Origin of the sequence: Nonlabens tegetincola (assembly GCF_002117085.1) — a bacterium.
GTDB classification, from domain to species: domain Bacteria; phylum Bacteroidota; class Bacteroidia; order Flavobacteriales; family Flavobacteriaceae; genus Nonlabens; species Nonlabens tegetincola.
Window position 1 is genome coordinate 70,718 of the sequence record NZ_CP019342.1, and the last position, 24,875, is coordinate 95,592.

The following is a 24,875-nucleotide window of genomic DNA, read 5'->3' on the forward strand; positions in this document are numbered from 1 at the left end:
GCTAAATTATTTTTTTGAAGGTTACTCTAGTAATTTTTGGTGATTACGCTTTCGCGAAAGCGTTGTAAACACTATTACTCGACAACTTCTACGCCTTTCCAAAATGCCACGTAGCCTTCTATATCTTTAGCAGCGTGTTTTGTTTCAGGGTAATACCAGGCAGCATCGTTATTTTGTTTTCCATCCACGTCAATGCTGTAATAACTTGCAACACCTTTCCAAGGGCAATTTGTTTGTGTGTTACTTTCTTTAAAAAATTCCTTTTTAATTGAATTAGGAGGAAAGTAATGATTGTTTTCTATAACTAGAGTTTTATCACTCTCAGCAATAACAGTGTTGTTCCAAATAGCTTTCATGATTTAATTTTTTATAAATAAATAGTTTTTGAACAATTGGTCGTTATCTTCATAAATTTCTTTAATCTTTAGACCTGCCTGCTGCGCTAGCCACTCTACCGTACGATCATCGTATTTTTGTGATATCTCTGTGTGAATAGTTTCCCATTTATCAAAATTGATATCTAATTCTATAGTGTTTATCTTAACCGTACAAGGTTGTGTGGCTAATAAGAAACTTTTAGCAGTCCCTGTTTCTGGATCATAGGATTCCCAGTGTTCAAAAGTGTCTACAGGGAAATTGGCATCCATTTCCTTGTTGATTCTATGTAGTAGGTTCCTGTTGAATTCTTGGGTGACTCCTGTTTCATCTGAGTACGCATTTTGAATGGTAAGAGGATCTTTCTTTTGGTCAAACCCCATGAATAGATAGTCCTTATCACTCATACTGTTCTGGATTTGCTCTAGAAATTTAATAGCTTCTGGATGTTCCAGATTTCCAATATTAGAACCTAAAACGATGATTAACTTTGGTCTGTTATTGTAGGAAGCGAGTTTGTCTAATACGCTAAAATACCTTCCTTGCTCTCCTTGCACATCCATATCTGGCCATAAATCTTTAATACTGCTGGTGAGTTCGTCTATGGAGTGTTGCGATATATCAATAGGTATGTAAGTGAAATTTGCCTTACGGTCATTTAGGTGCTTAAGTAAAACCTTAGTCTTTTTACCGTCACCAGCTCCTAATTCAATAAGGTCTATTCCCTTCTCATCTATAGCGATTTGTGCAAGAGCATCTTTATGCTGGTCTATTATATTGTATTCGGCCTGAGTTAAATAATACTCCGGTAGGGCCATGATTTTTTGAAAAAGTACATCTCCTTTTTCATCATAAATGTATCTCGAGCTTAAGTATTTGGGGTAAGCTGTTAATCCTTCTTTTACGTGTTCTTGAAATTCTTTTTGAAAACGTTCTTGTTTTGTCATATCGATTGGGCCAGTCTAAGGCCAGTAAATTGCCATCTAAGTGGTGCGTGAAAAAAATTACGGTAAGTTAAACGGGCATGATGATCAGGTGTAGCGATAGAATAACCGCGTAGCACTTTTTGATTCACCATGAATTTACCGTTGTACTCACCAATTGCTCCTGGTGGTTTTTGATAATTGGGATAGGGAAGATAGGCGCTTTCAGTCCACTCCCATCTTTTGCCAAAATTGAAGTTAGGTGCTGCAATTTCCCATTCAAATTCTGTAGGTACTCTTTTTTTGCACCATTGAGCAAATGCAAATGCTTCAAAGTAACTTATGTGCGTTACTATAGCTTTAGGATCAATGTTTTGAACACCATTAAGCGTGTAATGTTTCCACTGGTTGTTTTCATTGAACCAATACTGTGGTGCACAAATGTTGTTTTTTTGAACCCAATCCCAGCCTTCGGTGTGCCAAAGTAAGACTTGATTATACCCATTGTCATTTATAAATTCGAGCCATTCGCCATTCGTAACTAATTTGTTAGAAATTGAATAGGGCTCAACATAAACTTTATGTTGTGGTTTTTCATTGTCGTAGGAAAAACCTTCATTGGAATGGCCTATCTTATAAATACCTTCTGGGACTTCAATCCATTCCTGGTTTTGAGGCTCTACAAGGGCATCTATAGCATCAATATCATAAACAGGAAGTAAAGGGTTATTACCTAATATGTATTTGATATCGGTAAGTAATAATTCCTGATGTTGTTTTTCATGATGAATTCCTATCTCTATGATCTCTGTGTGCTCCTTAGTTAAGGTTTGATTTAAAAACTCATTCATATGATTAGTCACATAGGAACGGTATTTATAAATATCTTCAACACATGGTCTAGATAGGTTTCCTCTATCCGTACGAACTACTCTTTTCCCTACGCTTTCGTAATAACTATTAAATACGTAAGCGTAGTGATCATGAAACCTTTTGTATCCCTTATAAAATTTAGACAATACAAATTCTTCAAAAAACCAAGTAGTATGTCCTAGATGCCATTTAGGTGGCGATACGTCAACAATAGGTTGAACCACATAGTCTTCAGTTTTTAAAGGCCTACATATGTTCTCGGTTTGTTGTCTAGTAGATAGAAATAGTTCTTTGAGTTCGGACATCGACTCAAATTTATAACCTTTTTTGAATTAAGATACTCAAGGTGCTTTTTTTATGAATACCTTATGAAGTAGGCTAGTACATTATTTTCCTGAATTTTTAAAAATCAGGACTACCACGGTAACAAAGATTGCTATAATCAGAATGTATAGCACCATTAAAAAAGATTGAGGTGTTAATCTTGAATTACGCTCTAGTTCCAGTTGAGCCTCTTTGGCTTCTCTTCTTTTATCTATTTCCCTTTGTTCGGCTTCACGTTTTTTTATTTGGAGATATCTAGAGGTGTTCTTGGGTTCAAATTCTCGTTCCTTGGCTTCGTTTAAATTGATGCTTAAGGGTGTTCCAGATAATTTTCCAGTTATTGGATAAACTACAAAATGTCCCGAAGCTGGCATGTAATTTTCTTTGGACCTGTGAATTTGTCTATAGATTAATTCTCCGCCTGGTTGGTCATACATCTCTATCATGTATTTATACAAATTAGGATGTGACCGCCATTCTAGAATAGCCAGCGTCGAGTCCTTGTGCGGCTTTATTTTAAGATCAAATACATATAAAGTCTTAGAATGTTTGTATTGTGTATTGTCAATACTTCTGTAGTTTTCAAAGGGATCGGTTAATGTGCCCTGAGCACTTATAAGTTGGCATAATCCTAAAAAGAATAGGCTATACAGAAACGACACCTTTAATGGCTGGGTGAGGATCGTAATTTTCAAGAGTAAAGTCTTCGTATTTGAAGTCAAAAATATCAGTAATTTCTGGATTTAACTTCATGACAGGTAATTTTCTAGGTTCTCTAGTAAGTTGTAATTTAACTTGATCCATTAGGTTGTGGTATATATGAACATCACCAAATGTGTGAACAAAATCACCGTATTCAAATCCACACACTTGCGCAACCATCATAGTAAGTAAGGCGTAACTAGCTATATTAAAGGGAACACCTAAGAAAACATCGGCGCTGCGTTGATAAAGTTGACAGCTCAACTTATTATCGGCTACATAAAATTGAAAAAAAGCATGGCATGGTGGTAATGCAGCTTTTCCATTGGCTACATTTTCTGAAAAGCTTACGCTAGTGTCTGGCATAACGCTAGGATTCCAGGCGCTTACCATCATACGGCGACTGTTGGGATTTGTTTTTAAAGTATGGATAACATCCTTTATTTGATCAATGCCTTCACTATTCCAGTTGCGCCATTGATGACCATAAACCGGACCTAGGTCACCATTCTCATCGGCCCATTCATTCCAAATACGTACATTGTTTTCCTTGAGAAAGGCAATATTTGTGTCTCCAGAAAGTAACCACAGCAGTTCGTAAATTATTGATTTAAGATGTACTTTTTTGGTTGTTACTAACGGGAAGCCTTCTTGAAGATTAAATCGAAGCTGATGTCCAAAAATACTGCGAGTTCCAGTTCCGGTGCGATCTCCTTTGTCTATACCTTGGTCTAAAATTAATTGCAGTAAGTCGTGATATTGCTTCATATATGAAAATGTTATTGTGTAAAATTACTACTAGTTATATTTCGCTTTCGCGAAAGCGAAATACCAACAATCAAATATAAAGACAACTAATTAATTGTGGTTTTAACCAGCAGAGGAATTTCTTAACTCTGGGAAAAAACTGTGAGCCCATGCAATTGCTTTATCTAAAGAATCAAAAAAACCAAAGGATCCTGAATATAGAGTTTGTTCAATTGTAGCCTGAATTTTTTGCTCTTTGGTGTGACCTACAATTGCAATACCTATTAATTTTTTCGGATTAACTAGTTTGTACACTTTTGGGTCAACGGAATAGCCGAATTTTCGGTTTGAGATGAAAATTACTTTTTTATCCTTATAAGACTCATTAACATCCGTAAGCATGCGCATCGCTAGCTCAGTATCTACGGTAGCGCCTTCATGAACTTTGCCAATGACGTAGTTGTCGTAGCAGAGCAACTCGGCATTAGGGTATTCATATTTTTTGAAATAATTTGTAGACGTCATTGTTTTAAACTCGTCTGCAAATTTATACAAATTATTAAGGAAATGTTAAGGTGTAGCTAAAATTAGTGTTAATTAACCGTAAAGCATTCCGGCTATGGTTGCAGTAAGTAGTGCTGCGCAAGTTCCGCCTATCAATGCTTTGATTCCGAATTTAGCTAAAGTTGCTCTTTGACTAGGAGCAAGTACGCCTATTCCACCTATTTGAATTCCAATCGAAGCAAAATTTGCAAATCCACATAAGGCATAGGTAGCGATAATGATTGATTTAGGGTGTGCGATTTTACCGGCTTCTTTGAGATCTTTCAATGAACCATATGCAATGAACTCATTAAGTATTGTTTTTTCACCAAGTAGTTGTCCTATCAATACAATATCGTCACTATGAACTCCAATTATCCATGCTACTGGGGCAAAAATGTTCCCTAATATATACTGCATTGATAAATTCTCGTATTGACCGTTAGTGTAATCGTTAATTACCACATTAAGTCCTGTCCATTCACCTATTAAATCGCCTAATGTCCAGTTTACAACGGCGATAAGTGCTGTAAATACTAATAACATAGCACCTACATTAACAGCTAACTTTAAACCATCGGTAGTACCTCGAGAAATAGCATCTAGTATATTAGTACCTATTTTATCTTTAGATACTTTTAATGATCGATCAATTTTTTCAGGATTAGTTTCAGGAAATAACATTTTGGCTATTACAATTGCTGCTGGGGCACTCATGATAGATGCTGTGAGTAATTGTTTTGTAAAAAACACTTCTTGTTCTGGATCTCCTTGTCCCAAAAATCCTATGAAAGCTGCAAGTACACCACCGGCAATGGTTGCCATACCACCTACCATTAAACACAGTATTTCTGACTTAGTCATTTTTTCTAAGTACGGTTTAACGACAAGAGGAGCTTCGGTTTGTCCAATAAAAATATTTGCTGCGGCAGCAAGTGATTCTGCTCCACTTAGTCTCATTGTTTTACTCATTACCCATGCAAATACAAATACCACTTTTTGTTAAATACCTAGGTAGTACATGAGTGATGTAAAAGCTGAAAAGAATACTATGGTAGGTAGAACTTTAAATGCAAAGATGTAACCCCATGATTGTTTATCGTCAACAAAACTCCCAAAAACAAACTCAGCACCAGCCTCACTAACGTTAAGAAATTTTACTACACCGGTAGATATTGCATCAAATATGATAGCTACTGTTTCAAAGTTAAGTACTGCAATGGCAAATAATATTTGCAAGGCGAGACCTATCCCTACTAGTTTCCAATCTATTTGTTTGCGATTGGAACTTAATAAAAAGCAGATTCCAATTATAAAAATCATACCTATAAGTCCGCGATAGAGACTTTCAAATGTTATCCCAAAAGCCTTAGTGGATTCAAATGCTGCGGTGGTACTTTCCGTTTGAGCAAGTCCAAAAACGGGTGTCAAAAACAATAAAATAGGTAAAACGTATTTAAGTTTTGCTGTTAGAGCTGTCATGTGGTGATTGGATTATCGTTTTGAGATCTCGTCTCTTATTTGTGCTGCCAATTCGTAGTCTTCTCTTGAAACAGCATCGCCTAGCATTTTATTAAGTTCTTTTAAGCTGTAATTGCTATAATCTTCTTTTGTATCTGTTGTAGAGCTCATCAATTCTTCAACAACCTCATCACTGTCTACAGGATCTTGAGATAATTCTTTGTCTGGTGTAATGTTTTGTTGAATCCCTGCTTCATCTAATATGTTTTCATAAGTAAAAACAGGAGCTTTAAAACGTACTGCAAGTGCTATGGCATCACTAGTTCTTGCGTCAATTATTTCTTCTATCTTATCTCTTTCGCAGATTAAACTACTGTAAAAAACACCATCGACTAGCTTGTGTATAATTACTTGTTTTACAACAATGCTATAACGTTCGGCAAAGTTTTTAAATAAATCATGAGTAAGTGGTCTGGGTGGACTTAATTCCTTTTCCAGTGCTATGGCAATACTTTGTGCTTCAAAAGCTCCTATGACAATAGGTAATTGTCTAGTGCCATCTACTTCCTTTAATACGAGTGCATAAGCGCCATTTTGTGTTTGGCTGTAAGATATTCCTCGTATGCTAAGTCGTTTTAGACTCATAAATTTATTTCATGAATTAAAAAAGCTGTGCAAAAATGAGGTTTTTCTCCTTTTGCACAGCCTTAAATCTAAGATTTTCTTAAGAAATAATCTAGAAATTATGAATTTGCTGCTTTAAAAGCCTTTAATTTCTCAATTAGAGCAGGTACAACTTCAAAAGCATCACCTACAACACCATAATCAGCAGCTTTAAAGAAAGGTGCTTCTGGGTCTGTATTAATAACAACTTTAGTTTTTGAAGCGTTAATACCAGCTAGGTGTTGTATCGCACCAGAAATTCCAATTGCGATGTATAGGTTTGTAGCAACTGGCTTACCAGTTTGTCCTACGTGTTCACCATGAGGTCTCCATCCCATATCAGATACAGGTTTTGAACAAGCCGTAGCGGCTCCTAGAACTTCTGCAAGTTCTTCAATCATTCCCCAATTTTCTGGACCTTTAAGACCACGACCTGCACTTACTACGATTTCTGCATCTGCGATACTTACTTTATCTGTAGCTTTATCTACAGACTGCACGTGCACCTTAAGATCTGATTCTTCAATTTGAGTAGCAAGTTCGTTTACTGTACACTCAACTGCATTCTCTTTAAGACCATAAGCATTTTGAGAAAGTCCTACCAGTTTAACATCGGTAGTGATTTCTGTATTGGCAAATGCTTTGTTTGTAAAAACACTACGCTTTACTGTAAATGGAGAGCTACTAGATGGTAATCCTACTACATTAGTAACGTATCCCGCTTCAAGAGCTACGCTTAATAGAGATCCTAGGTATTTTGAATTTGCACTAGAGCTTATAACTACTACTTGAGCATTTTCTGCTTTAGCAGCTTGTGCAATAGCCTTGGCATAAGCGCCTGCATTAAATTTTTCTAGAGAGCTGTTTGTTGCATTGTGTAATCTATTCACTCCATAAGTTCCTAGATCACCAGCGCCGTTTGCATGAAATGCAACTGCAGCAACATCCGTACCTAGCATGTCTGCAATACCTTTTGCATAGCTAGCCACTTCGTATGCATTTTTCTTGAATGCACCGTTTTCTGATTCTGTATATACTAAAACTGACATATGTGTTGTGTTTAAAGTTTGTGGTAATTACGCTTTCGCGAAAGCGTAAACTCTACCACATTAATGTTTTATTTAAATAGCTTTTGCCTCGTTGTGTAAAAGGTCGATAAGCTGGTCTAGATTGTCTGCATCTACTAACTTTACATCACCTTTAGGAGCTGGTTTTTCAAATGAAACAGTTTTTGTTTCTTCTGAATCTTGAGCAGCTGGCTTTACATTTAAAGGCTTTTTACGAGCCATCATAATTCCTCTCATGTTAGGAATACGTAAGTCGCTTTCTTCTACTAATCCTTTCTGACCACCTATAACTAAAGGAAGTGTAGTGGTTACCGTTTCTTTACCACCATCGATTTCACGTATTGCAGTAGCGTTATTCCCATCGATTTCTAAAGAGATACAAGTATTTACAAAACTAGCACCTGTCATTGCAGCAACCATTCCAGGAACCATACCACCGTTATAGTCGATCGATTCACGTCCTCCTATAACTAGATCATAACCACCTTCTTTAACTACTGCCGCAAGCTCTTGAGCTACAGAATAACCATCGGTTGCAGGAGCATCTACTCTAATTGCAGTATCGGCACCTATGGCAAGTGCTTTTCTTAAGGTAGGTTCTACCTCGGCACCACCTACTGTTACAACCTCAACACTTGCGCCTTGTTTTTCTTTAAACCACATGGCACGAGTAAGACCGAACTCATCGTTGGGATTAATTACAAATTGTACACCGTTAGTGTCAAATTTTGAATCGTTATCGGTAAAATTAATTTTTGAAGTCGTGTCTGGAACATGACTTATACAAACTAAAATCTTCATATTTATATGCTTTTATCGTCTTTTTCAAACGTTTGCGAAATTACGATAAAATCAGCAAAAAAACTATGCGTGCATAATAAATTTTTATAAAAAAATGGAATTTTAACTTGAATTGAAGGTAGTAGTGCTTCAAATATACGCTATTCTCAAACGTTGTAGTCTGTAAGGATCGAAAATATCAAATATTTTATAACGCTTTTTAGCATTTTTATTGATAGTAGTGCTTTATTTTTGTTGTCCTTATTGTTAAAACAGTTCTATGAAAACAATACAATTCCGTGAGGCCGTTTGTGAGGCCATGAGTGAAGAGATGAGACGTGATGAGTCTATCTATTTAATGGGTGAAGAAGTGGCAGAATACAATGGTGCTTACAAGGCATCAAAAGGAATGTTGGATGAGTTTGGTCCTAAACGTGTTATTGATACACCAATTTCTGAGTTAGGTTTTGCAGGAGTAGGAGTAGGGTCTACCATGACGGGTAATCGTCCTATTATTGAGTTTATGACGTTCAATTTCTCTCTGGTAGGTATTGATCAAATTATCAACAATGCTGCAAAAATCCGTCAGATGTCAGGTGGACAAATTAAATGTCCAATCGTTTTTCGTGGACCTACAGCTAGTGCCGGACAACTTGCTGCGACTCACTCACAAGCTTTTGAAAGCTGGTTTGCAAACTGTCCAGGGCTTAAAGTAGTTGTACCGTCAAATCCTTATGACGCCAAAGGTTTATTGAAGGCTGCAATTCGAGATGATGATCCAGTAATTTTCATGGAATCTGAGCAAATGTATGGTGATAAAGGTGAGGTGCCAGAGGATGAATATGTATTACCACTAGGTGTTGCTGATATAAAAAGAGAAGGAAACGATGTTACGATAGTTTCATTCGGAAAAATTATTAAAGAAGCATATACAGCAGCAGAAGAGCTTGAGAAGGATGGTATTTCTTGTGAAATCATAGACCTAAGAACAGTGAGACCATATGATAAAGAAGCGATTCTTGAATCAGTAAAGAAAACGAATAGATTGGTTATTCTTGAGGAAGCATGGCCATTTGGAAATGTATCTACTGAGATCTCGCACATGGTTCAAGCTGAAGCATTTGATTACTTAGATGCTCCTATTTATAAAATTAATACTCAGGACACTCCTGCACCCTATTCGCCAGTACTTTTAAAGGAATGGTTACCTAATCACCAGGATGTGATAGAAGGTGTCAAAAAAGTGATGTATAGAAAATAGATTTCTATAACATAAAGAGTTTATAACCCAGCTTTCTGGCTGGGTTTTTATTTGTCTATTAAGTAACCATTCATAATTCCTCCATTTCTTAACCTGATTATTTGACCTTCATCAACAAATAGAGGCATGGTGGAAGCTTCTGCATTGCCAGAATTACTATTATTTGTTCCTGTATTGGTAACAAAGGATCCGTCAATTTCAATTTCATTTATAGGGTTAGTGTTGGTTTGATTGGAAGTTAGATAAACGAATACCTTGTTTGCAGGAACAGTATACGACGTATTTGCATAGATAGGTACTATAGTGGCATCTACTAAAAAACCATTGATTACACAATTACCTAACGCGTAATCTTGTTGTCCTATGATAATAGGATTATTAAATGTCGGAAATCCGTAGGTAGCTCGAGTGTTGCTTATTAACGTATAAGATAAGGATTGTGAAAAATCAAATGCTTGTAAAGTAAGGGCGGCATTCCCGCGATAAACAGAGGTAATATATAAATTTTTTCCAGTAGGAACTGTATAGCTGCCTAAGCTCAAGTTTACAGTAATTGGTTGTAGTTCGTTCATTCCATCTGGGAATTTGGGATTTAAATATGTTTTTAAGATACCTTCATTTTCTCCTTGAATTAGCTTTCTCCAGCCACTACCATGATCATAATACCAATAACCTTTTGTAACAGATCCGTTACCTGTTATGTATATCATCATACCATCTTGGTTTGAAGTTACGGTAGTTGGAAATTCATCATTTTTCGGTAGTAAAATACCGTTGTATTCAGCAGTTGTTCCTGCTGCAATTTCAAGATTTGCATTAGGACTTGTGGTGTTTATACCAACCTGACTTAGGCATACGGTATTAATAATTAAAAACAATGAAATAAGTAAGTTTTTCATGAGAATTGGTTTCTCGTTTATGGGTTTTTAAATTAAAAGGTTAACACTTCGTGATTAAAAAGTAATAGACTTATAACTTCACTTACTTATATTCGTTTCTTCTATTATATAATTTGACACCTATCCCACTTGTCATGGAAAAATTACCTACCTGTTTATTGAGAAGTCTCCATTTATTACTGTTTTCCATTTTTATATGTTCTTATTATTCCATGGCTCAAACTAAAGTAGGTGGAGTAGTTTATGATGATCTTGGAGAAACAGTTGCATTTGCAAATGTGGTGTTTCCAAATTCCAGTGAAGGTACCATCACTAATGACAACGGAAGATTTTACCTACAATCTGATAATTCATTTGACAGTATAGAAGTATCCTTTATCGGTTATAAGACCCAAGTTATAAAACTTAATGCTAAAGTTTCCCTAGATTTAACTATCACTTTGGAAACTGAAACAGCTTCGTTAGATGAAGTGGTTGTATACACTGGTAAAACTTCAAAAAAAAACAATCCTGCCATAGATATTTTGAGAAAAGTATGGGAGAATAGACGAAAGAATGGTCTAGCTCAATTTAAGCAGTATCAATATGATAAATACGAGAAATTAGAATTTGACATGAACACTATCGATAGTGCTATGATTAATTCTAAGCTTTTTAGAGGGATGGAGTTTATTTTTGATTATGCAGATACAAGTAGGGTTACAGGTAAAACTTACTTGCCTATTTTTATTAATGAGTCACTGGCTAAGGTATACGGAGATAATCAATTAAATAAAAAAAAGGAAGATGTCAAGGCTAATAAAAACTCAGGTTTTTCAAACAATCAAACTATAATCGCATTTGTAAAAGATCTGTACAATGATATAGATGTCTACGATAGATATTTAAAATTCTTTGATAAGAGCTTTGCTAGTCCAGTAGGTAAAGCTGGTATTGATACTTATAATTATGTCTTGAGAGATACCGCTTTAGTTGATGGTGTCGAATCTTATAATATTATCTACTATCCTCGACGTAAAAATGAACTTACTTTTAAAGGTGACTTTTGGGTGGCTGCAGAATCCTATGCTATCAAAGAAATAAATATGCAAGCCACTAAAAGTGCTAATATTAATTGGGTAAAAGAGATTTATATAGAGCAAGAATTTGACGTTCTCAATGACAGTTTATTCTTAATCACCAGAGATTATTTCATGAGTGATTTTGCACTCAATAAAAAAGAAAAATCCAAGGGTATTTACGGTAAGCGCACTACCCTTTATGATAATTATCAATTTGATATTGAAAAACCAGCAGACTTTTACAAGCGTAGGGTCAATGATTTTGATCCAGAAGTTTATAACCGTGACGAGGCGTATTGGGATCAAAATAGATTGGAAAAACTCAATAAAGACGAGAAACAAATTTATGTAATGCTGGACACGCTTAAAAAGAATAAGAAATTTAAGCGACTGTACAATTTAGGGACCATACTCGCATCTGGTTATTATGAAATGGATGGTTATGATATTGGGCCTATATTTTCAATCTTTGGATTTAACGATGTTGAAGGGTTAAGACTAAGAGCTGGTGGAAGGACCTTTTTTACTTCCAATGACCCGTGGCGTATTGAAGGATATACCGCCTATGGATTTAGAGACGACAAGTTTAAATATGGGATTTCTGGAAAAGCGTTATTAGACAAGCGTAGCAGGCTTACTGTGTACGCAGGAAATAGAAGAGATGTAGAACAACTAGGAGCGAGTTTAACAAATACAAACGACGTACTAGGTCGCAGTCTAGCCTCAAGCGCACTGATAAGTGCAGGTAACAATAACAGATTATCCAACATTAACTTAAGTACCGTAGGTGTAAGTTTTGAACCGGTTTATAATTTTGAGGTTAGATTAAACGGTAGCTATAGGACCATAGAAACTGCCAATCCAGGAGTTTTCAGTTTGGATTATTTGGATCCTGACACTGGTGAGGTATCAGGTGAAGTAAAACAATCTGCAATAACATTAACCACCACTTACACGCCTGGTAGAAAAATGTCTAATTATGGAGTTGATAGAACATTAATAAATGAGGGCGCATATCCCATTCTGTATATGAATTATACCAAAGGGATTAAAGATCTTTTGAATAGTGACTTTAATTATGATAAGTTTTCTTTTTATTACTCTCACCCATTTCAAATAGGTGCTTTTGGACGATTGACCGCTCGGGTTGAAGCTGGTAAAACTTTTGGAACCGTTCCATTATCCTTACTTAATGTAGTTCCAGGAAATCAAACTTATTTTAATATACAAGGGACATTCAATACGATGGATTTCTACGAGTTCGTTACAGATCAATACGCCACTATACATTTAGATCATAATTTCAATGGTCGTTTGTTTTCTCGTATACCAGGATTAAGAGATTTACAGCTTAGAGAGCTGGTAGGTATAAAGGCAGTCTATGGAACTATCAGTGATGAAAACAGGGCTATAAATCGCAGTGGTTTAACGTACCGCGCTCCAGAGGATGTTTACTGGGAATATAGCGCAGGTATAGGTAATATCTTTAAAATATTGCGCATTGATGTTAGTTTTAGAGGTAGTTATAACTTTTTACTCGATGCTAGGTCGATGGCAATTACCGGTAGTTTTGGTTTTAGTTTTTAATAGTAAATATAGGTGTGCGCTTTCGCGAAAGCGTGGCATCCTACTAACCCATACCTAGTAATTAATACTAAAAAGCCGATGCTTATTTTAAAGTATCGGCTTTTTCAATCAACAAACAACCAACTACTATTGAGCTGTCTCAATCATTTTTTTATTATTACTTAAGACTAAAGCTAAGTTACCTAGTAAAACACCATAAATAACTTTAGAACAAACATCTGCAATCGTATAAGTGATCTGTCTACCTACTACACCAGACTCGTTGTATAAGAGACCTTCTATCCCTGCTAGGTGAGGCATTAAATACGCTCCTGGATATAAAAACCATGAGATTAAAAATAATATCCAAATATTAGAAAGTATTTTTTGGCCTTTTTTTGGAATACCTTCTTTACCTTCTTTAATAACCTTATTCATTAACCATAATATATGGAAGAAAAATACCGTTGAGATAGCACCCCAAATGAAAAAGGCAGGAAGATTTGTTACCTCATAATATTGACCTATGTAACCGGTTATAATCATCATCGCTCCTGAAAACCAAAATTGATTTCTCACAGAGCTAACTTTAGATTTAGTTAATGTAACCACAAATAGAATTTGAAAAAGTAACATAGGAACATCGATTAACCAATTAAGGTACCTGTATCCATTGTTAAACAAGTCTCCATCTGGATTTAAAAAATACTTACCTGCTTCAGGATCAAAGGAAAAGCTAGAAGTCCAGTTACCTGCTTGTGCATATAGCAATAATGCCGCAGAAACCATTACAACTGCCGATAGTATGTTGGACATTCTATATTTTTTGTCAACGTTTTTTATGGTGAGGATAAAGTACAGAAGCCCTGCAAACATTACCGCATATCCTAAAGTAAGTACATGTGAGGTCATTTGGTAGGCCATTTCAGAGAAACCTTCTGACGCTCCTACATAATTTTCAAAGTTGGAATTACCTAAATCTTGTATCATCTTTTTTTTATAAAAGTACTCACACATATCTTTTTGTTTAATATTATTAAATAAAAATTAAACAAAAAATAAGAAAACTTTATGGAACCTCCTTTTAAGGTCGATTGATGCTTTAACATTTATTTCATTATTTCAATAATTAAGGCCATTAGATTTAAGTTACTCAATCGATTTCTTAACATTTATTTGTTACATTAGCAAGATTTTAAACCAAACAATTTTATTACTTATGGAATCATACATGATTTATTTGCCAGTTGCACTGGCGCTTTTAGGCCTCGTTTATATGGTCATCAAAAAATCTTGGGTTATGAAACAAGATGCTGGAGATGGAACGATGAAAGAAATTTCGGATCATATCTATGAAGGTGCACTCGCATTTTTAAAAGCAGAATACAAACTGCTTTCCATTTTTGTAATCATTGTCAGTGTTTTGCTGGCGATTGTATCAGTAGTTGTCCCTACTACACACTGGATGATTGTTATTGCTTTTGTTTTCGGAGCCGTCTTCTCTGCTTATGCTGGTAATATTGGGATGAAGATAGCTACAAAAACTAACGTTAGAACTACGCAAGCTGCAAAAACGAGCTTGCCTAAAGCCCTTGGGATTTCATTTGGTGGAGGAACTGTAATGGGTCTAGGAGTAGCTGGTCTAGCTGTATTAGGACTCACAGCATTCTTTATCTTGTTTTTCCAGTTATTTATGAATGGGCAATGGGCTGCAACAGAATTTATGGGTGAAACGAGAACAGCAGGAGATCTTATGACTATTGTACTGGAAACACTAGCAGGTTTTTCACTTGGAGCAGAATCGATTGCACTGTTTGCTAGAGTAGGTGGTGGAATATATACTAAAGCAGCCGACGTTGGAGCAGATCTAGTAGGTAAAGTAGAAGCTGGCATTCCCGAAGATGATCCTCGTAATCCAGCAACCATTGCAGATAATGTTGGGGATAATGTAGGTGATGTAGCAGGAATGGGCGCAGACCTCTTTGGGTCCTATGTGGCAACGGTTCTAGCAGCTATGGTTTTAGGAAATTATGTAATTAGAGATATGGGTGGTGATATAACTAGTGAAGGGTTTGGAGGAATAGGTCCTATCTTATTACCTATGGCAATTGCAGGTGTAGGTATCATCATATCTGTAATAGGTACAATGCTTGTTAAAATTAAAAGTAATGAGGCTAAAGAAGCCCAGGTAATGGGAGCATTAAATATAGGAAACTGGACATCTATTGTTCTTGTAGCAATAGCCTGTTATGGTCTATGTACCTGGATGTTGCCAGAAACGATGAAAATGGATTTCTTTGGTATAACAAATCCTGTTGAGGTTTCTTCTTTTAATGTTTTTCTAGCAACTCTTGTTGGATTAGTAGTAGGTGCAGTTATATCCTCGGTTACAGAATATTATACTGGTTTGGGAAAAAGACCTATTCTTAAGATTGTACAACAATCTTCAACGGGTGCAGGAACGAACATTATTGCAGGTCTAGCTACGGGAATGATTTCTACCTTTCCTTCAGTAATTTTATTTGCCGGAGCGATTTGGGCATCTTATGCTTTTGCTGGTTTCTATGGTGTTGCGCTTGCAGCAAGTGCAATGATGGCTACAACTGCAATGCAATTAGCAATTGATGCCTTTGGACCAATTTCTGATAATGCTGGCGGTATTGCCGAAATGAGTGAACAAGACCCTATCGTAAGAGAACGTACTGATATATTGGATTCAGTAGGTAATACTACGGCAGCAACCGGAAAAGGTTTTGCAATTGCATCGGCAGCATTAACCTCATTAGCCTTGTTTGCAGCCTATGTTACATTCACAGGAATAGACGGTATCAATATCTATAAGGCTCCTGTTCTTGCGATGTTATTTGTAGGAGGCATGGTGCCTGTTGTATTTAGCGCACTTGCCATGAATGCGGTAGGTAAGGCAGCTATGGAAATGGTTTATGAGGTACGTCGTCAATTCAAGGAAATAGCTGGAATAATGGAAGGAACTGGAAAGCCAGAGTACGATAAATGTGTAGCTATATCAACTCAGGCATCTTTAAAACAAATGTTACTACCTGGTTTGTTAACCATAGGTTTTCCATTAATTATTGCATTTGTCCCTATGATATTTGGAATGGATCATCTTGCTATTGCCGAAATGCTAGGTGGTTATATGGCTGGTGTAACGGTAAGTGGTGTTCTTTGGGCAATTTTCCAAAACAATGCTGGTGGCGCTTGGGACAATGCTAAAAAGTCTTTTGAAGCAGGTGTTGAAATCAACGGTGAAATGACATACAAAGGGTCAGACGCTCATAAGGCTGCAGTAACTGGTGATACAGTAGGAGATCCATTTAAGGATACATCTGGTCCTTCCATGAATATTTTGATTAAATTGACTTGTTTAATTGGTTTAGTAGTGGCTCCTATATTAGGCGGTCATTCTGAAGATGCACAAGTTAATAATGAGAATCAGACTAAAAAGGAATTAATTGTTGAGCCTATTAAAGAAGAGGTAGTTACCATCGAATACAGATAAAAAATTCCATCTCAATAAAAAAAGGGTAGCTTTTAAAAGCTACCCTTTTTTTATTGAAACACTTATAAAGCTTATAAATTAAAAGCTTCTTTAACTTGGTCTACATAGTCTAGTTTTTCCCAAGTGAAAAATTCAACTTCCTTTTCTACTCGACCTTTGTAAGGGCTTTCAAAAACACGTTTTTCAACATAAGGTTCACGACCCATGTGACCATAAGCTGCTGTTTTTTCATAAATCGGGTTACGTAATTTCAACCTACTTTCTATTGCCGCAGGTCTCATATCAAATATCTCGGCTACGATTTTAGAAATCTCACCATCAGTCATTTCAACATTTGCGGTTCCATAAGTGTCTACTAGGATTGAGGTAGGTTCTACCACACCTATTGCATAACTTACTTGTATAAGCACCTCGCTTGCAAGTCCTGCCGCAACCAAATTTTTTGCAACATGTCTAGCAGCATAGGCAGCACTGCGATCTACTTTGGAAGGATCTTTACCAGAAAACGCTCCACCACCGTGAGCTCCTTTACCACCATAAGTGTCTACAATTATTTTACGTCCAGTAAGTCCAGTATCTCCATGAGGACCACCAATTACAAATTTTCCAGTCGGATTGATGTGATAGGTGATATTATCATTAAACAGCTTTTGAGCATACTCTGGCAGCTGGGCGATAACTCTAGGAATTAAAATTTCTACAAGATCTTTTTTAATTTTCGATAACATCTCATTATCATTATTAGAAAACGGATCGTGTTGTGTAGATATAACTATAGCATCTATACGTTGGGGTACATTATCATCACTGTATTCAATAGTTACTTGTGATTTGGCATCTGGTCTTAAATAAGTAATATCCTTATTTTCTCTGCGTAAGGCTGCTAGTTCGATTAATATTTTGTGCGAGATATCCAGTGCTAGTGGCATGAAATTCTCAGTTTCATTCGTAGCATAACCAAACATCATTCCTTGGTCACCTGCTCCTTGTTCTTCTTTTGTAGCTCTATCCACACCTTGATTTATGTCTTGAGATTGTTCATGTATTAAAGAAATAACACCACATGAATCTCCAGAAAATTGATATTCTCCTTTAGTATAACCTATACGGTTAATTACATCTCTTGCGAGTTGTTGAACATCAATGTAAGAATCAGTTTTTACCTCGCCGGCAAGAACTACTTGACCAGTTGTGACAAGAGTTTCACAAGCAACTTTTGATTCTGGATCAAAAGCAAGAAAATTATCTAATAAAGCGTCGCTTATTTGATCTGCGACTTTATCTGGGTGACCTTCACTCACAGATTCACTTGTAAATAAATAGGGCATATTTTTATTACGCTTTCGCGAAAGCATACCTTAAAGCATACTACGCATTAATAATTAAGAACAAAATTGGGCTGTATAGTTAGATAGTCTTACTGTTTTAGCGTTTATGAATTAAGAAATCTTAATTCGAGGTCGCAATCAGCCAAATCTGTCCTCGTTTAATCGGCAACAAATGTAAGAGTTATTAAATTAATAGTTATTAAGAGTTCATATTAAATTAACAATTTGAGAGTTTAACTTTATTTTAATTAAGTGTAATATGTTTAAAAACAGCTATTTGTAAATCCTAGTAAATTAATAGGGATTAAATTTCATTAAAACTTTGGAATTGTAAAATTTCTTTTTGAATATTTGTATTCACGTTCATTACCATACTGAAATTATCAAGAAAGGACGAGGGAACAGACCCGATGACTCCTTAGCAACCCTTAATTCTAAATTAAGAAGGTGCTACTTTCTGCCTATTTAATAGGAGAGATGATACGCAGGCCAGTAGGTAACTACTCCATTACGTTTCTTTTTTGATTTATCGATTCTTGCATAGAGCAAGAGGATATCTATTTCATACGGTTTTGGGCATTTAATTAATTTTTTAAAACAATTACAATGTCACAAAAATTTTCAACAACTTCATTACACGCAGGTCATGATTTTAAAGCAAATGCTGGTACAAGAGCAGTACCCTTGTATCAATCCACAAGCTATGTCTTTAATAACAGCGATCATGCTGCAAATTTATTTTCACTAGCTGAACCTGGTTTTATTTATACTAGGATTAACAACCCTACAGTAGATGTCCTTGAGCAGCGATTAGCTGCCCTAGAAGGTGGCATTGCTGCTGTAGCCACAGCATCTGGTACCAGTGCGATATCAACTACCTTACTAACTTTATTGCGAGCTGGTGATCATATTATTGCAAGCAATTCTCTTTATGGTGGTACTTATAACCTACTATCAGTAACCTTACCAAGACTTGGGATTACCACCACTTTTGTAGATCCTAATGAGCCAGATTCTTTTATCAATGCGTTACAAGAAAACACTAGAGCTGTTTTTGTAGAGTCGCTTGGAAACCCCAAATTAGATGTGCTCGACCTTAAAAAAATAAGTTCACAAGCTAAACAAGCAAAGGTGCCGTTAATTGTTGATAATACTGTTGCAACACCTTTTTTACTCAACCCTATTGAACATGGTGCAAATATTGTTATCCACTCACTTACAAAATACATAAATGGGAATGGAACAGCGCTAGGAGGAATTATTATAGATGCGGGAACGTTTGATTGGACAAATGGTAAATTCCCTGAATTTACAGAGCCTTCACCGGGCTATCATGGTCTTGTGTATAGTGAGGCTTTAGAAGCGGCAGCATTTATTGCCAAGGTGCGAATTGAAGGTTTGAGAGATTTAGGTGCGGCAATTTCACCATTCAATGCTTGGCAAATCATACAAGGCCTAGAAACTCTAGAGTTACGAATCCAAAAGCATTCTGAGAATGCCCTTAAAATCGCAAATTGGTTAGAGTCAAGGGAAGAAGTTGCCTGGGTTAATTATCCTGGTCTATCATCGAGTAAGTATTATCAGCTTGCCCAAGAGTACTTGCCTAAAGGACAAAGTGGAATCGTCACCTTTGGAGTAAAGTCCGGTTTTGAAGGAGCAAAAACTATCGCCGATAAAACGGAGTTGTTCTCGCTTTTAGCCAATATAGGCGATACTAAATCTTTAATAATACATCCTGCCAGTACCACACACCAACAATTGTCTGATGAACAGCAATTAAGCACAGGTGTTTCAAAAGATTTAATTCGACTTTCGGTAGGTCTAGAAAGCGTTGATGACTTAATAGCCGATCTAGAATCTGCTTTTGAAAAAGTATCACAAACTGTAAAAATTTAATATGTCACAGTTGAAAAAAGTGAGAATTCCAGACTTTAAAACAGTATCTGGTAAAATTCAAGATATTAGTGTTTCCTATCAGATTTTTGGGCGTGAACTACATACCGCGCCCATAATTCTGATTACTCATGCACTTACGGGCAATTCAAATGTTACTTCTTGGTGGCCACAATTGGTAGGTTTGGGAAAGGTCATCGACCTTGATAGTTATACCGTATTGACCTTTGATATACCGGGAAACGGATACTCAGAAGAAGTTGATGAGCTTATCTTTAATTATCAAGATTGGAATTTAAAAGATGTAGGATACGCTTTCGCGAAAGCGATCAACACCCTAAACATCTCAACCATTGACCTAGCTTTAGGAGGAAGTATAGGTGGAGCTGTACTATGGGAGTTAATTTCGGTTGCGCCGTCTTTAATTAAAAGTATTGTTCCTATTGCTGCAGACTGGAAGTCTACTTTATGGTTACAAGCGTGTTGTCATGTACAACAAACTATTTTAGAAAATAGTGATAAACCTATTGAAACAGCTAGACAACATGCGATGACTTTATATAGATCGCCAGCAGGCATTAGTCAAAAATTTGAAAAAGATGCTGGAACTGTACAAGCATGGTTAAATTATCATGGTCTTGCATTACAAGAACGATTTACACTACCAGCATACAGACATTTAAATCATTTGTTAAGTCAATTTGATGTCACAAATGGAAGCAATGATATTGAGTCCATCGCTATTAAATCTAAAGCTAGTATCGATATTATTTGTATAAATAGTGACGGTTTTTTCCTTGCTGAGGAAGATATAGCTACGTATGAAAGAATTAAAAACAAGGTTCCATCGTCATTGAATATTATACAATCTGTTCACGGTCACGATGCATTTCTCATTGAACACGATCAATTAATTAATATTTTAAAACGGATTGTAAAAAAACGCGTGAAACTTCATTTAGTTTCAGAAACAAAAGCACTTGCTTAAAAATACTAAAAGGATGAAACTAGTACACTTATATATTTTTGGAATAGGAAATGTGGGTAAAACTCTAATAGAACAGGTTCTTGAATCCCATACCTTCTTCAAAGAAAAACATGAAATAGATCTACGAATTGTAGGTTTGGCCAACAGCACACATACTATTTTAAAGGAATCGGGTGTTGGTGAGAACTGGCAAAATGAATTTAAATCTAAAGGTATTGATCGCAAGCCCGATGCTTTTTATGAATCGTTTGCTACTATTCCAGATTTTAAAATTGCCGTAGACGCTACCGCGAGTAAGGATTTAAGCCTTTATTACGTAGAGTTGTTATCAAAGGGTTTTCATATCGTGACAGCTAATAAAATTGCAAACACATTAAATTATACCTACTACAAAGAAATTCGTGAAATAGCGGCTTTTAAGGATTTACGGTTTGAATATGAGACTAATGTAGGTGCAGCTTTACCTATTGTAGAGTCGATAAAGCAATTGTATAAAAGCGGTGAAGAGATTGTGAAAATATCAGGAGTTTTTTCTGGCTCTCTAGGCTATATTTTTTCACGTTTTTCTCAAGAAGAGAAACAATTTTCACAGTTGTTACAGGACGCACTTGTAGATGGTTATACCGAGCCTGATCCTAGAGATGATTTGTCTGGAATGGATGTTGCTAGAAAACTATTGATATTGGCACGTGAAGCAGGGTATGTGATTGAATTGGATGATATTGAGGTCGATAATCTAGTACCAGTTGAATTAAGGAATATTGGAAAGCAAGAATTCCTTGACCGTATCAACGAACTTGACACACCTTTTCAAAATTTAAAGAAGAATCTAGGTAAAAATAGCGTATTACGCCATCTAGGTATTCTTGATCTTAAAAAAGAAAGTCTTACAGTAAAGTTAGAAGTAGTAGATAAACAATCGCCTGCTGGTTTATTACGAGGCAGTGATGGTTTTTTTGAGGTTTACACAAAATCTTACGGAAAACAACCCTTAGTCATTCAAGGAGCTGGAGCTGGTAAACAGGTGACAGCTCGCGGTCTATTATCAGATATCATAAAGGTAGCAATGACCGCTGGACAACCGGTTTTAAGATAAAAGGTTTTTTATATTTACCGTTGCGTAAAATTAAGCAGCTATGTTATCCAGAAAAACAAAATACGGGATTAAAGCACTCACATATCTAGCAAAAAACGGCAATGAAAAGCCTATAGCTATATCGACGATTGCCAAAGCAGAAAACATCCCACATAAATTTCTAGAAAGCATCTTACTTGAACTACGTAGGCAGGACATTCTTACCAGTCGCAAGGGAAAAGGAGGAGGATACTTGTTGTTAACTACACCTGATGAAATAAAAATGAGTACGGTACACCGAATATTGGAAGGACCTATTGCTATGCTACCATGTGTAAGTTTAAATTTTTATGAAAAGTGCGAAGACTGTAAAGACGAAGAAACCTGCAGTGTGAATAGACTTATGGCCCAAGTAAGGGATAACACACTCGCCATATTAGAAAATCAAACATTAGCAGATTTATTAAAGTAAAAAATAATACCCTACTATTTTGGTAGGGTATTACTTTATGAAGTATATTCGTACCGTTAAGTTTTAACCGATAGTTTTGAAAGGTCATGTTAAGCGAGTGATTTGACGATATTAAGATGGGCTGTTTTCTTTTTATTACACTCGCTTCCTTGACTGTTTTCTTCTCAAAACTTTAAGATCATTTCTTTTTAACATTGTCTGCTTTTATTTGGATAGCAATACGTTGATAGCGACCTTTGTAGTATAATACAAATCAAATCATGAGTAAAGAAATGATTACAACCGATATCCTTATTATCGGTGCTGGTCCCACAGGATTATTTGCGGTTTTTGAAGCTGGATTACTTAAACTTAAATGTCATATAATTGATGCACTTGCGCAACCAGGTGGGCAGCTTACCGAACTATATCCTAAAAAACCCATTTATGATATCCCTGGTTTTCCAGATGTTCTTGCTGGTGATTTGATCGATAATCTAATGAAACAAATAGAGCCTTTTCAACCTGGTTTTACATTGGGAGAAAGAGCACAAACTATAGAGAAACAAGAAGATGGTTCCTTTATAGTTACTACAAATAAGGGAACGCAGCATCACACAAAAATAGTGGCGATTGCTGGTGGATTGGGATCCTTTGAGCCGCGTAAACCAGCAATCGAAAATCTAGACAAGTATGAAGATAATGGTCTAGTCTACATGATTAAAAATCCAGAGGATTATCGCGATAAAAAAGTAGTAATTGCTGGTGGTGGCGATAGTGCTTTGGATTGGACTATTTATTTGGCCGATGTTGCTAGTGAAGTGACACTAGTTCATAGGAGAGAAGAATTTAGAGGTGCATTAGATAGCGTTGAAAAAGTTCAAGAACTAGTTGAGCAGGATAAAATTAGGTTAATTACTCCTGCAGAAGTGAAGGCGATAAATGGTGAGAGTCGAGTGGAGTCTGTTGAAATTCAACATAATGATAAAGCAAAAAGGATGGAGGTGATTGAATGTGATGCCTTCATTCCATTATTCGGGCTTGCTCCAAAATTGGGTCCAATCGCCGATTGGGGATTAGAGATAGAAAAAAATGCTATTAAGGTTGACAACACTCTAGATTATCAAACTAACATACCGGGAATTTATGCCATTGGTGATGTTAACACGTATCCAGGGAAATTGAAATTAATACTCTGTGGTTTTCATGAGGCAACTTTAATGTGTCAAAGTGCTTATCAACGTATATTTCCAGACAAAAGATATGTTATGAAATATACCACGGTAGGTGGTGTATCTGGTTTTGATGGATCGCATAAGGTTGCTGAAAAAGCTGTTGTAAAAAAAATAGGTCAAAAAGCTTAATGCAATATGGCAGTCGATGTAACTATTACCGTGATTGATAGAGAAGGAGAGAAGCATGAACTACTTGCTCCTACAGATATGAATATGAATGTAATGGAAATTTGTAAGTCATACGAACTTCCTGTACAGGCTACATGTGGTGGAATGGCAATGTGTGCCACTTGTCAATGTTATATAATCAGTGATCATGATTTAGGAGAACGCAATGATGACGAAGAAGCTATGTTATGGGAAGCTAGTTTTGTAAAAGATAACTCTAGATTAGGTTGTCAAATTCCAATTACCGAAGAGCTTGATGGTCTCGTTATTGAGCTAGCTCCTGAAGAATAATAAACGTTTAAATTACTAACAAAAAAAGCTGACTTAAAAGTCAGCTTTTTTTGTTTATGTAACTTCAATTACATGAGTGTAATTGGCATTTCAGCACGGTAAGTTCCCCAACCCACTTTTAAATGAATGACATTGTCTTCATTAGGAGAGTATAATGCGATTGTAAGATGTTCTAGACTATTTTCAACATTCTTTACTGGAACTTTTACAGTTACAAGATCTAATTCTGGTTTATGTCCATAGTTTCCCCATCCATCGTTTTCTGAATTGATGTGGAACACCCAATAATCTTCATGTGGAGTTACCACAATCGTATATCTACCAGCGGCAATTTTTTTACCGCCTATCATTGCATCTTGCATTAATAATAATTCGGTGCTCTCATTAGCTCCTAATCGCCATGCTTGACCATACATGGTGATACCTTTATCTTCTTTTTCTTTTTTAAATATTTCTCTGCCTTTTAATGCTGGTCTTGAATATAATACTCTAACCTTTGGAGCAGTAACGCCCTTTCTAAACGCTCTCTTAGCAGCTTCAGCTGGATAAAAAGTAGCATCCATAGGACTTTTATCAAGTTTATCATCCAATTCTTGTGCAAATAAACTTCCGGCACCTATTAAAAATGCCATTAATAGAATTTTTGTTTTCATAATATCTGGTTTTAAAAGGTCTAAACTA

The 24,875-nt window shown here is 36.1% G+C and carries 22 protein-coding genes, 1 pseudogene and 1 riboswitch; of the genes and pseudogenes, 9 read left to right on the forward strand and 14 right to left on the reverse strand.

The window, feature by feature from the left end; translation table 11 throughout:
• Positions 1 to 74 precede the first annotated feature (74 nt).
• The 10 genes and pseudogenes from BST91_RS00410 to BST91_RS00455 form a co-directional block, all read right to left on the reverse strand.
• Positions 75 to 356, reverse strand: coding sequence for a DUF427 domain-containing protein (locus BST91_RS00410; RefSeq protein ID WP_211280398.1), 282 nt, complete (start codon positions 354 to 356; stop codon positions 75 to 77).
• A 3-nt stretch (positions 357 to 359) separates the two neighbouring features.
• Complete coding sequence (locus tag BST91_RS00415; protein ID WP_085774093.1) at positions 360 to 1,322, reverse strand: L-histidine N(alpha)-methyltransferase; 963 nt, start codon at positions 1,320 to 1,322, stop codon at positions 360 to 362.
• Positions 1,319 to 2,476 carry an ergothioneine biosynthesis protein EgtB gene (egtB, locus tag BST91_RS00420; RefSeq protein ID WP_085774094.1) on the reverse strand — a complete coding sequence of 386 codons (1,158 nt, stop codon included), beginning with the start codon at positions 2,474 to 2,476 and terminating at the stop codon, positions 1,319 to 1,321. The genes BST91_RS00415 and egtB overlap by 4 nt, the downstream gene beginning before the upstream one ends.
• An 81-nt stretch (positions 2,477 to 2,557) precedes the next feature.
• Positions 2,558 to 3,190: a hypothetical protein gene (locus tag BST91_RS13040; protein WP_157546861.1), complete on the reverse strand. Its 633-nt coding sequence runs from the start codon at positions 3,188 to 3,190 to the stop codon at positions 2,558 to 2,560.
• Complete coding sequence (locus BST91_RS00430; protein ID WP_085774095.1) at positions 3,141 to 3,965, reverse strand: thymidylate synthase; 825 nt, start codon at positions 3,963 to 3,965, stop codon at positions 3,141 to 3,143. Before BST91_RS00430 ends, BST91_RS13040 begins: the two co-directional genes overlap by 50 nt.
• Before the next feature lie 102 nt (positions 3,966 to 4,067).
• Complete coding sequence (locus tag BST91_RS00435) at positions 4,068 to 4,469, reverse strand: STAS/SEC14 domain-containing protein (protein ID WP_085774096.1); 402 nt, start codon at positions 4,467 to 4,469, stop codon at positions 4,068 to 4,070.
• Positions 4,470 to 4,541: 72 nt separating this feature from the next.
• A pseudogene (locus tag BST91_RS00440) lies at positions 4,542 to 5,969 on the reverse strand (NupC/NupG family nucleoside CNT transporter).
• 12 nt (positions 5,970 to 5,981) lie between these two features.
• Positions 5,982 to 6,593 (reverse strand): bifunctional nuclease family protein, encoded by a 612-nt coding sequence (locus tag BST91_RS00445; RefSeq protein WP_042275936.1) that lies wholly within the window; start codon positions 6,591 to 6,593, stop codon positions 5,982 to 5,984.
• 98 nt (positions 6,594 to 6,691) lie between these two features.
• Positions 6,692 to 7,660 carry an electron transfer flavoprotein subunit alpha/FixB family protein gene (locus BST91_RS00450; protein ID WP_085774097.1) on the reverse strand — a complete coding sequence of 323 codons (969 nt, stop codon included), beginning with the start codon at positions 7,658 to 7,660 and terminating at the stop codon, positions 6,692 to 6,694.
• A 72-nt stretch (positions 7,661 to 7,732) separates the two neighbouring features.
• Entirely contained in the window at positions 7,733 to 8,479 is a 747-nt protein-coding gene (locus BST91_RS00455) for an electron transfer flavoprotein subunit beta/FixA family protein (protein ID WP_085774098.1), read from the reverse strand.
• 259 nt (positions 8,480 to 8,738) lie between these two features.
• Here BST91_RS00455 and BST91_RS00460 point away from each other — a divergent pair, with 259 nt between their 5' ends.
• Positions 8,739 to 9,719 (forward strand): pyruvate dehydrogenase complex E1 component subunit beta, encoded by a 981-nt coding sequence (locus BST91_RS00460; protein ID WP_042275931.1) that lies wholly within the window; start codon positions 8,739 to 8,741, stop codon positions 9,717 to 9,719.
• Between the two features lie 47 nt (positions 9,720 to 9,766).
• On the opposite strand, the gene BST91_RS00465 is transcribed toward BST91_RS00460, so the two are convergent.
• On the reverse strand, positions 9,767 to 10,618 hold the full coding sequence (locus tag BST91_RS00465) for a hypothetical protein (RefSeq protein WP_085774099.1): 852 nt from the start codon (positions 10,616 to 10,618) through the stop codon (positions 9,767 to 9,769).
• A 212-nt stretch (positions 10,619 to 10,830) separates the two neighbouring features.
• Between BST91_RS00465 and BST91_RS00470 the strand changes: the two genes are divergently transcribed.
• Positions 10,831 to 13,266, forward strand: coding sequence for a DUF5686 and carboxypeptidase-like regulatory domain-containing protein (locus BST91_RS00470; RefSeq protein ID WP_244895650.1), 2,436 nt, complete (start codon positions 10,831 to 10,833; stop codon positions 13,264 to 13,266).
• A gap of 126 nt (positions 13,267 to 13,392) precedes the next feature.
• Here the strand turns inward: BST91_RS00470 and BST91_RS00475 are convergent, their stop codons facing one another.
• On the reverse strand, positions 13,393 to 14,235 hold the full coding sequence (locus BST91_RS00475) for a bacteriorhodopsin (RefSeq protein WP_085775650.1): 843 nt from the start codon (positions 14,233 to 14,235) through the stop codon (positions 13,393 to 13,395).
• Between the two features lie 229 nt (positions 14,236 to 14,464).
• Here BST91_RS00475 and BST91_RS00480 point away from each other — a divergent pair, with 229 nt between their 5' ends.
• Positions 14,465 to 16,765, forward strand: a complete 2,301-nt coding sequence (locus BST91_RS00480) for a sodium-translocating pyrophosphatase (RefSeq protein ID WP_085774101.1) — start codon at positions 14,465 to 14,467, stop codon at positions 16,763 to 16,765.
• Between the two features lie 71 nt (positions 16,766 to 16,836).
• Here the strand turns inward: BST91_RS00480 and metK are convergent, their stop codons facing one another.
• Positions 16,837 to 18,093 (reverse strand): methionine adenosyltransferase, encoded by a 1,257-nt coding sequence (metK, locus tag BST91_RS00485; RefSeq protein WP_085775651.1) that lies wholly within the window; start codon positions 18,091 to 18,093, stop codon positions 16,837 to 16,839.
• 377 nt (positions 18,094 to 18,470) lie between these two features.
• Positions 18,471 to 18,577: riboswitch (SAM riboswitch) on the forward strand.
• Between the two features lie 122 nt (positions 18,578 to 18,699).
• On the opposite strand from metK, the gene BST91_RS00490 reads away from it, so the two are divergent.
• The 6 genes from BST91_RS00490 (at position 18,700) to BST91_RS00515 (ending at position 24,194) form a co-directional block, all read left to right on the forward strand.
• Positions 18,700 to 19,989: an O-acetylhomoserine aminocarboxypropyltransferase/cysteine synthase family protein gene (locus tag BST91_RS00490; RefSeq protein WP_085774102.1), complete on the forward strand. Its 1,290-nt coding sequence runs from the start codon at positions 18,700 to 18,702 to the stop codon at positions 19,987 to 19,989.
• Between the two features lies 1 nt (position 19,990).
• Complete coding sequence (locus BST91_RS00495; RefSeq protein ID WP_085774103.1) at positions 19,991 to 20,974, forward strand: alpha/beta fold hydrolase; 984 nt, start codon at positions 19,991 to 19,993, stop codon at positions 20,972 to 20,974.
• A gap of 13 nt (positions 20,975 to 20,987) precedes the next feature.
• Positions 20,988 to 22,070: a homoserine dehydrogenase family protein gene (locus tag BST91_RS00500; protein WP_085774104.1), complete on the forward strand. Its 1,083-nt coding sequence runs from the start codon at positions 20,988 to 20,990 to the stop codon at positions 22,068 to 22,070.
• 40 nt (positions 22,071 to 22,110) lie between these two features.
• Positions 22,111 to 22,521, forward strand: coding sequence for an RrF2 family transcriptional regulator (locus BST91_RS00505; protein WP_060523204.1), 411 nt, complete (start codon positions 22,111 to 22,113; stop codon positions 22,519 to 22,521).
• A 272-nt stretch (positions 22,522 to 22,793) separates the two neighbouring features.
• Complete coding sequence (locus BST91_RS00510; protein WP_060525006.1) at positions 22,794 to 23,864, forward strand: NAD(P)/FAD-dependent oxidoreductase; 1,071 nt, start codon at positions 22,794 to 22,796, stop codon at positions 23,862 to 23,864.
• Positions 23,865 to 23,870: 6 nt separating this feature from the next.
• A complete protein-coding gene (locus BST91_RS00515) occupies positions 23,871 to 24,194 on the forward strand; it encodes a 2Fe-2S iron-sulfur cluster-binding protein (protein WP_042275921.1) in 324 nt (107 codons plus the stop codon).
• A 68-nt stretch (positions 24,195 to 24,262) separates the two neighbouring features.
• On the opposite strand, the gene BST91_RS00520 is transcribed toward BST91_RS00515, so the two are convergent.
• Positions 24,263 to 24,847 carry a DUF2911 domain-containing protein gene (locus tag BST91_RS00520; RefSeq protein ID WP_085774105.1) on the reverse strand — a complete coding sequence of 195 codons (585 nt, stop codon included), beginning with the start codon at positions 24,845 to 24,847 and terminating at the stop codon, positions 24,263 to 24,265.
• Between the last annotated feature and the right edge of the window lie 28 nt (positions 24,848 to 24,875).

Bases quoted from the DNA above. Each gene is read 5' to 3' on its own strand.
- BST91_RS00410 (WP_211280398.1), bottom strand. From the start codon at position 356: ATGAAAGCTATTTGGAACAACACTGTTATTGCTGAGAGTGATAAAACT.
- BST91_RS00415 (WP_085774093.1), bottom strand. From the start codon at position 1,322: ATGACAAAACAAGAACGTTTTCAAAAAGAATTTCAAGAACACGTAAAA.
- egtB (WP_085774094.1), bottom strand. From the start codon at position 2,476: ATGTCCGAACTCAAAGAACTATTTCTATCTACTAGACAACAAACCGAG.
- BST91_RS00430 (WP_085774095.1), bottom strand. From the start codon at position 3,965: ATGAAGCAATATCACGACTTACTGCAATTAATTTTAGACCAAGGTATA.
- BST91_RS00435 (WP_085774096.1), bottom strand. From the start codon at position 4,469: ATGACGTCTACAAATTATTTCAAAAAATATGAATACCCTAATGCCGAG.
- BST91_RS00445 (WP_042275936.1), bottom strand. From the start codon at position 6,593: ATGAGTCTAAAACGACTTAGCATACGAGGAATATCTTACAGCCAAACA.
- BST91_RS00450 (WP_085774097.1), bottom strand. From the start codon at position 7,660: ATGTCAGTTTTAGTATATACAGAATCAGAAAACGGTGCATTCAAGAAA.
- BST91_RS00455 (WP_085774098.1), bottom strand. From the start codon at position 8,479: ATGAAGATTTTAGTTTGTATAAGTCATGTTCCAGACACGACTTCAAAA.
- BST91_RS00460 (WP_042275931.1), top strand. From the start codon at position 8,739: ATGAAAACAATACAATTCCGTGAGGCCGTTTGTGAGGCCATGAGTGAA.
- BST91_RS00465 (WP_085774099.1), bottom strand. From the start codon at position 10,618: ATGAAAAACTTACTTATTTCATTGTTTTTAATTATTAATACCGTATGC.
- BST91_RS00470 (WP_244895650.1), top strand. From the start codon at position 10,831: ATGGCTCAAACTAAAGTAGGTGGAGTAGTTTATGATGATCTTGGAGAA.
- BST91_RS00475 (WP_085775650.1), bottom strand. From the start codon at position 14,235: ATGATACAAGATTTAGGTAATTCCAACTTTGAAAATTATGTAGGAGCG.
- BST91_RS00480 (WP_085774101.1), top strand. From the start codon at position 14,465: ATGGAATCATACATGATTTATTTGCCAGTTGCACTGGCGCTTTTAGGC.
- metK (WP_085775651.1), bottom strand. From the start codon at position 18,093: ATGCCCTATTTATTTACAAGTGAATCTGTGAGTGAAGGTCACCCAGAT.
- BST91_RS00490 (WP_085774102.1), top strand. From the start codon at position 18,700: ATGTCACAAAAATTTTCAACAACTTCATTACACGCAGGTCATGATTTT.
- BST91_RS00495 (WP_085774103.1), top strand. From the start codon at position 19,991: ATGTCACAGTTGAAAAAAGTGAGAATTCCAGACTTTAAAACAGTATCT.
- BST91_RS00500 (WP_085774104.1), top strand. From the start codon at position 20,988: ATGAAACTAGTACACTTATATATTTTTGGAATAGGAAATGTGGGTAAA.
- BST91_RS00505 (WP_060523204.1), top strand. From the start codon at position 22,111: ATGTTATCCAGAAAAACAAAATACGGGATTAAAGCACTCACATATCTA.
- BST91_RS00510 (WP_060525006.1), top strand. From the start codon at position 22,794: ATGATTACAACCGATATCCTTATTATCGGTGCTGGTCCCACAGGATTA.
- BST91_RS00515 (WP_042275921.1), top strand. From the start codon at position 23,871: ATGGCAGTCGATGTAACTATTACCGTGATTGATAGAGAAGGAGAGAAG.
- BST91_RS00520 (WP_085774105.1), bottom strand. From the start codon at position 24,847: ATGAAAACAAAAATTCTATTAATGGCATTTTTAATAGGTGCCGGAAGT.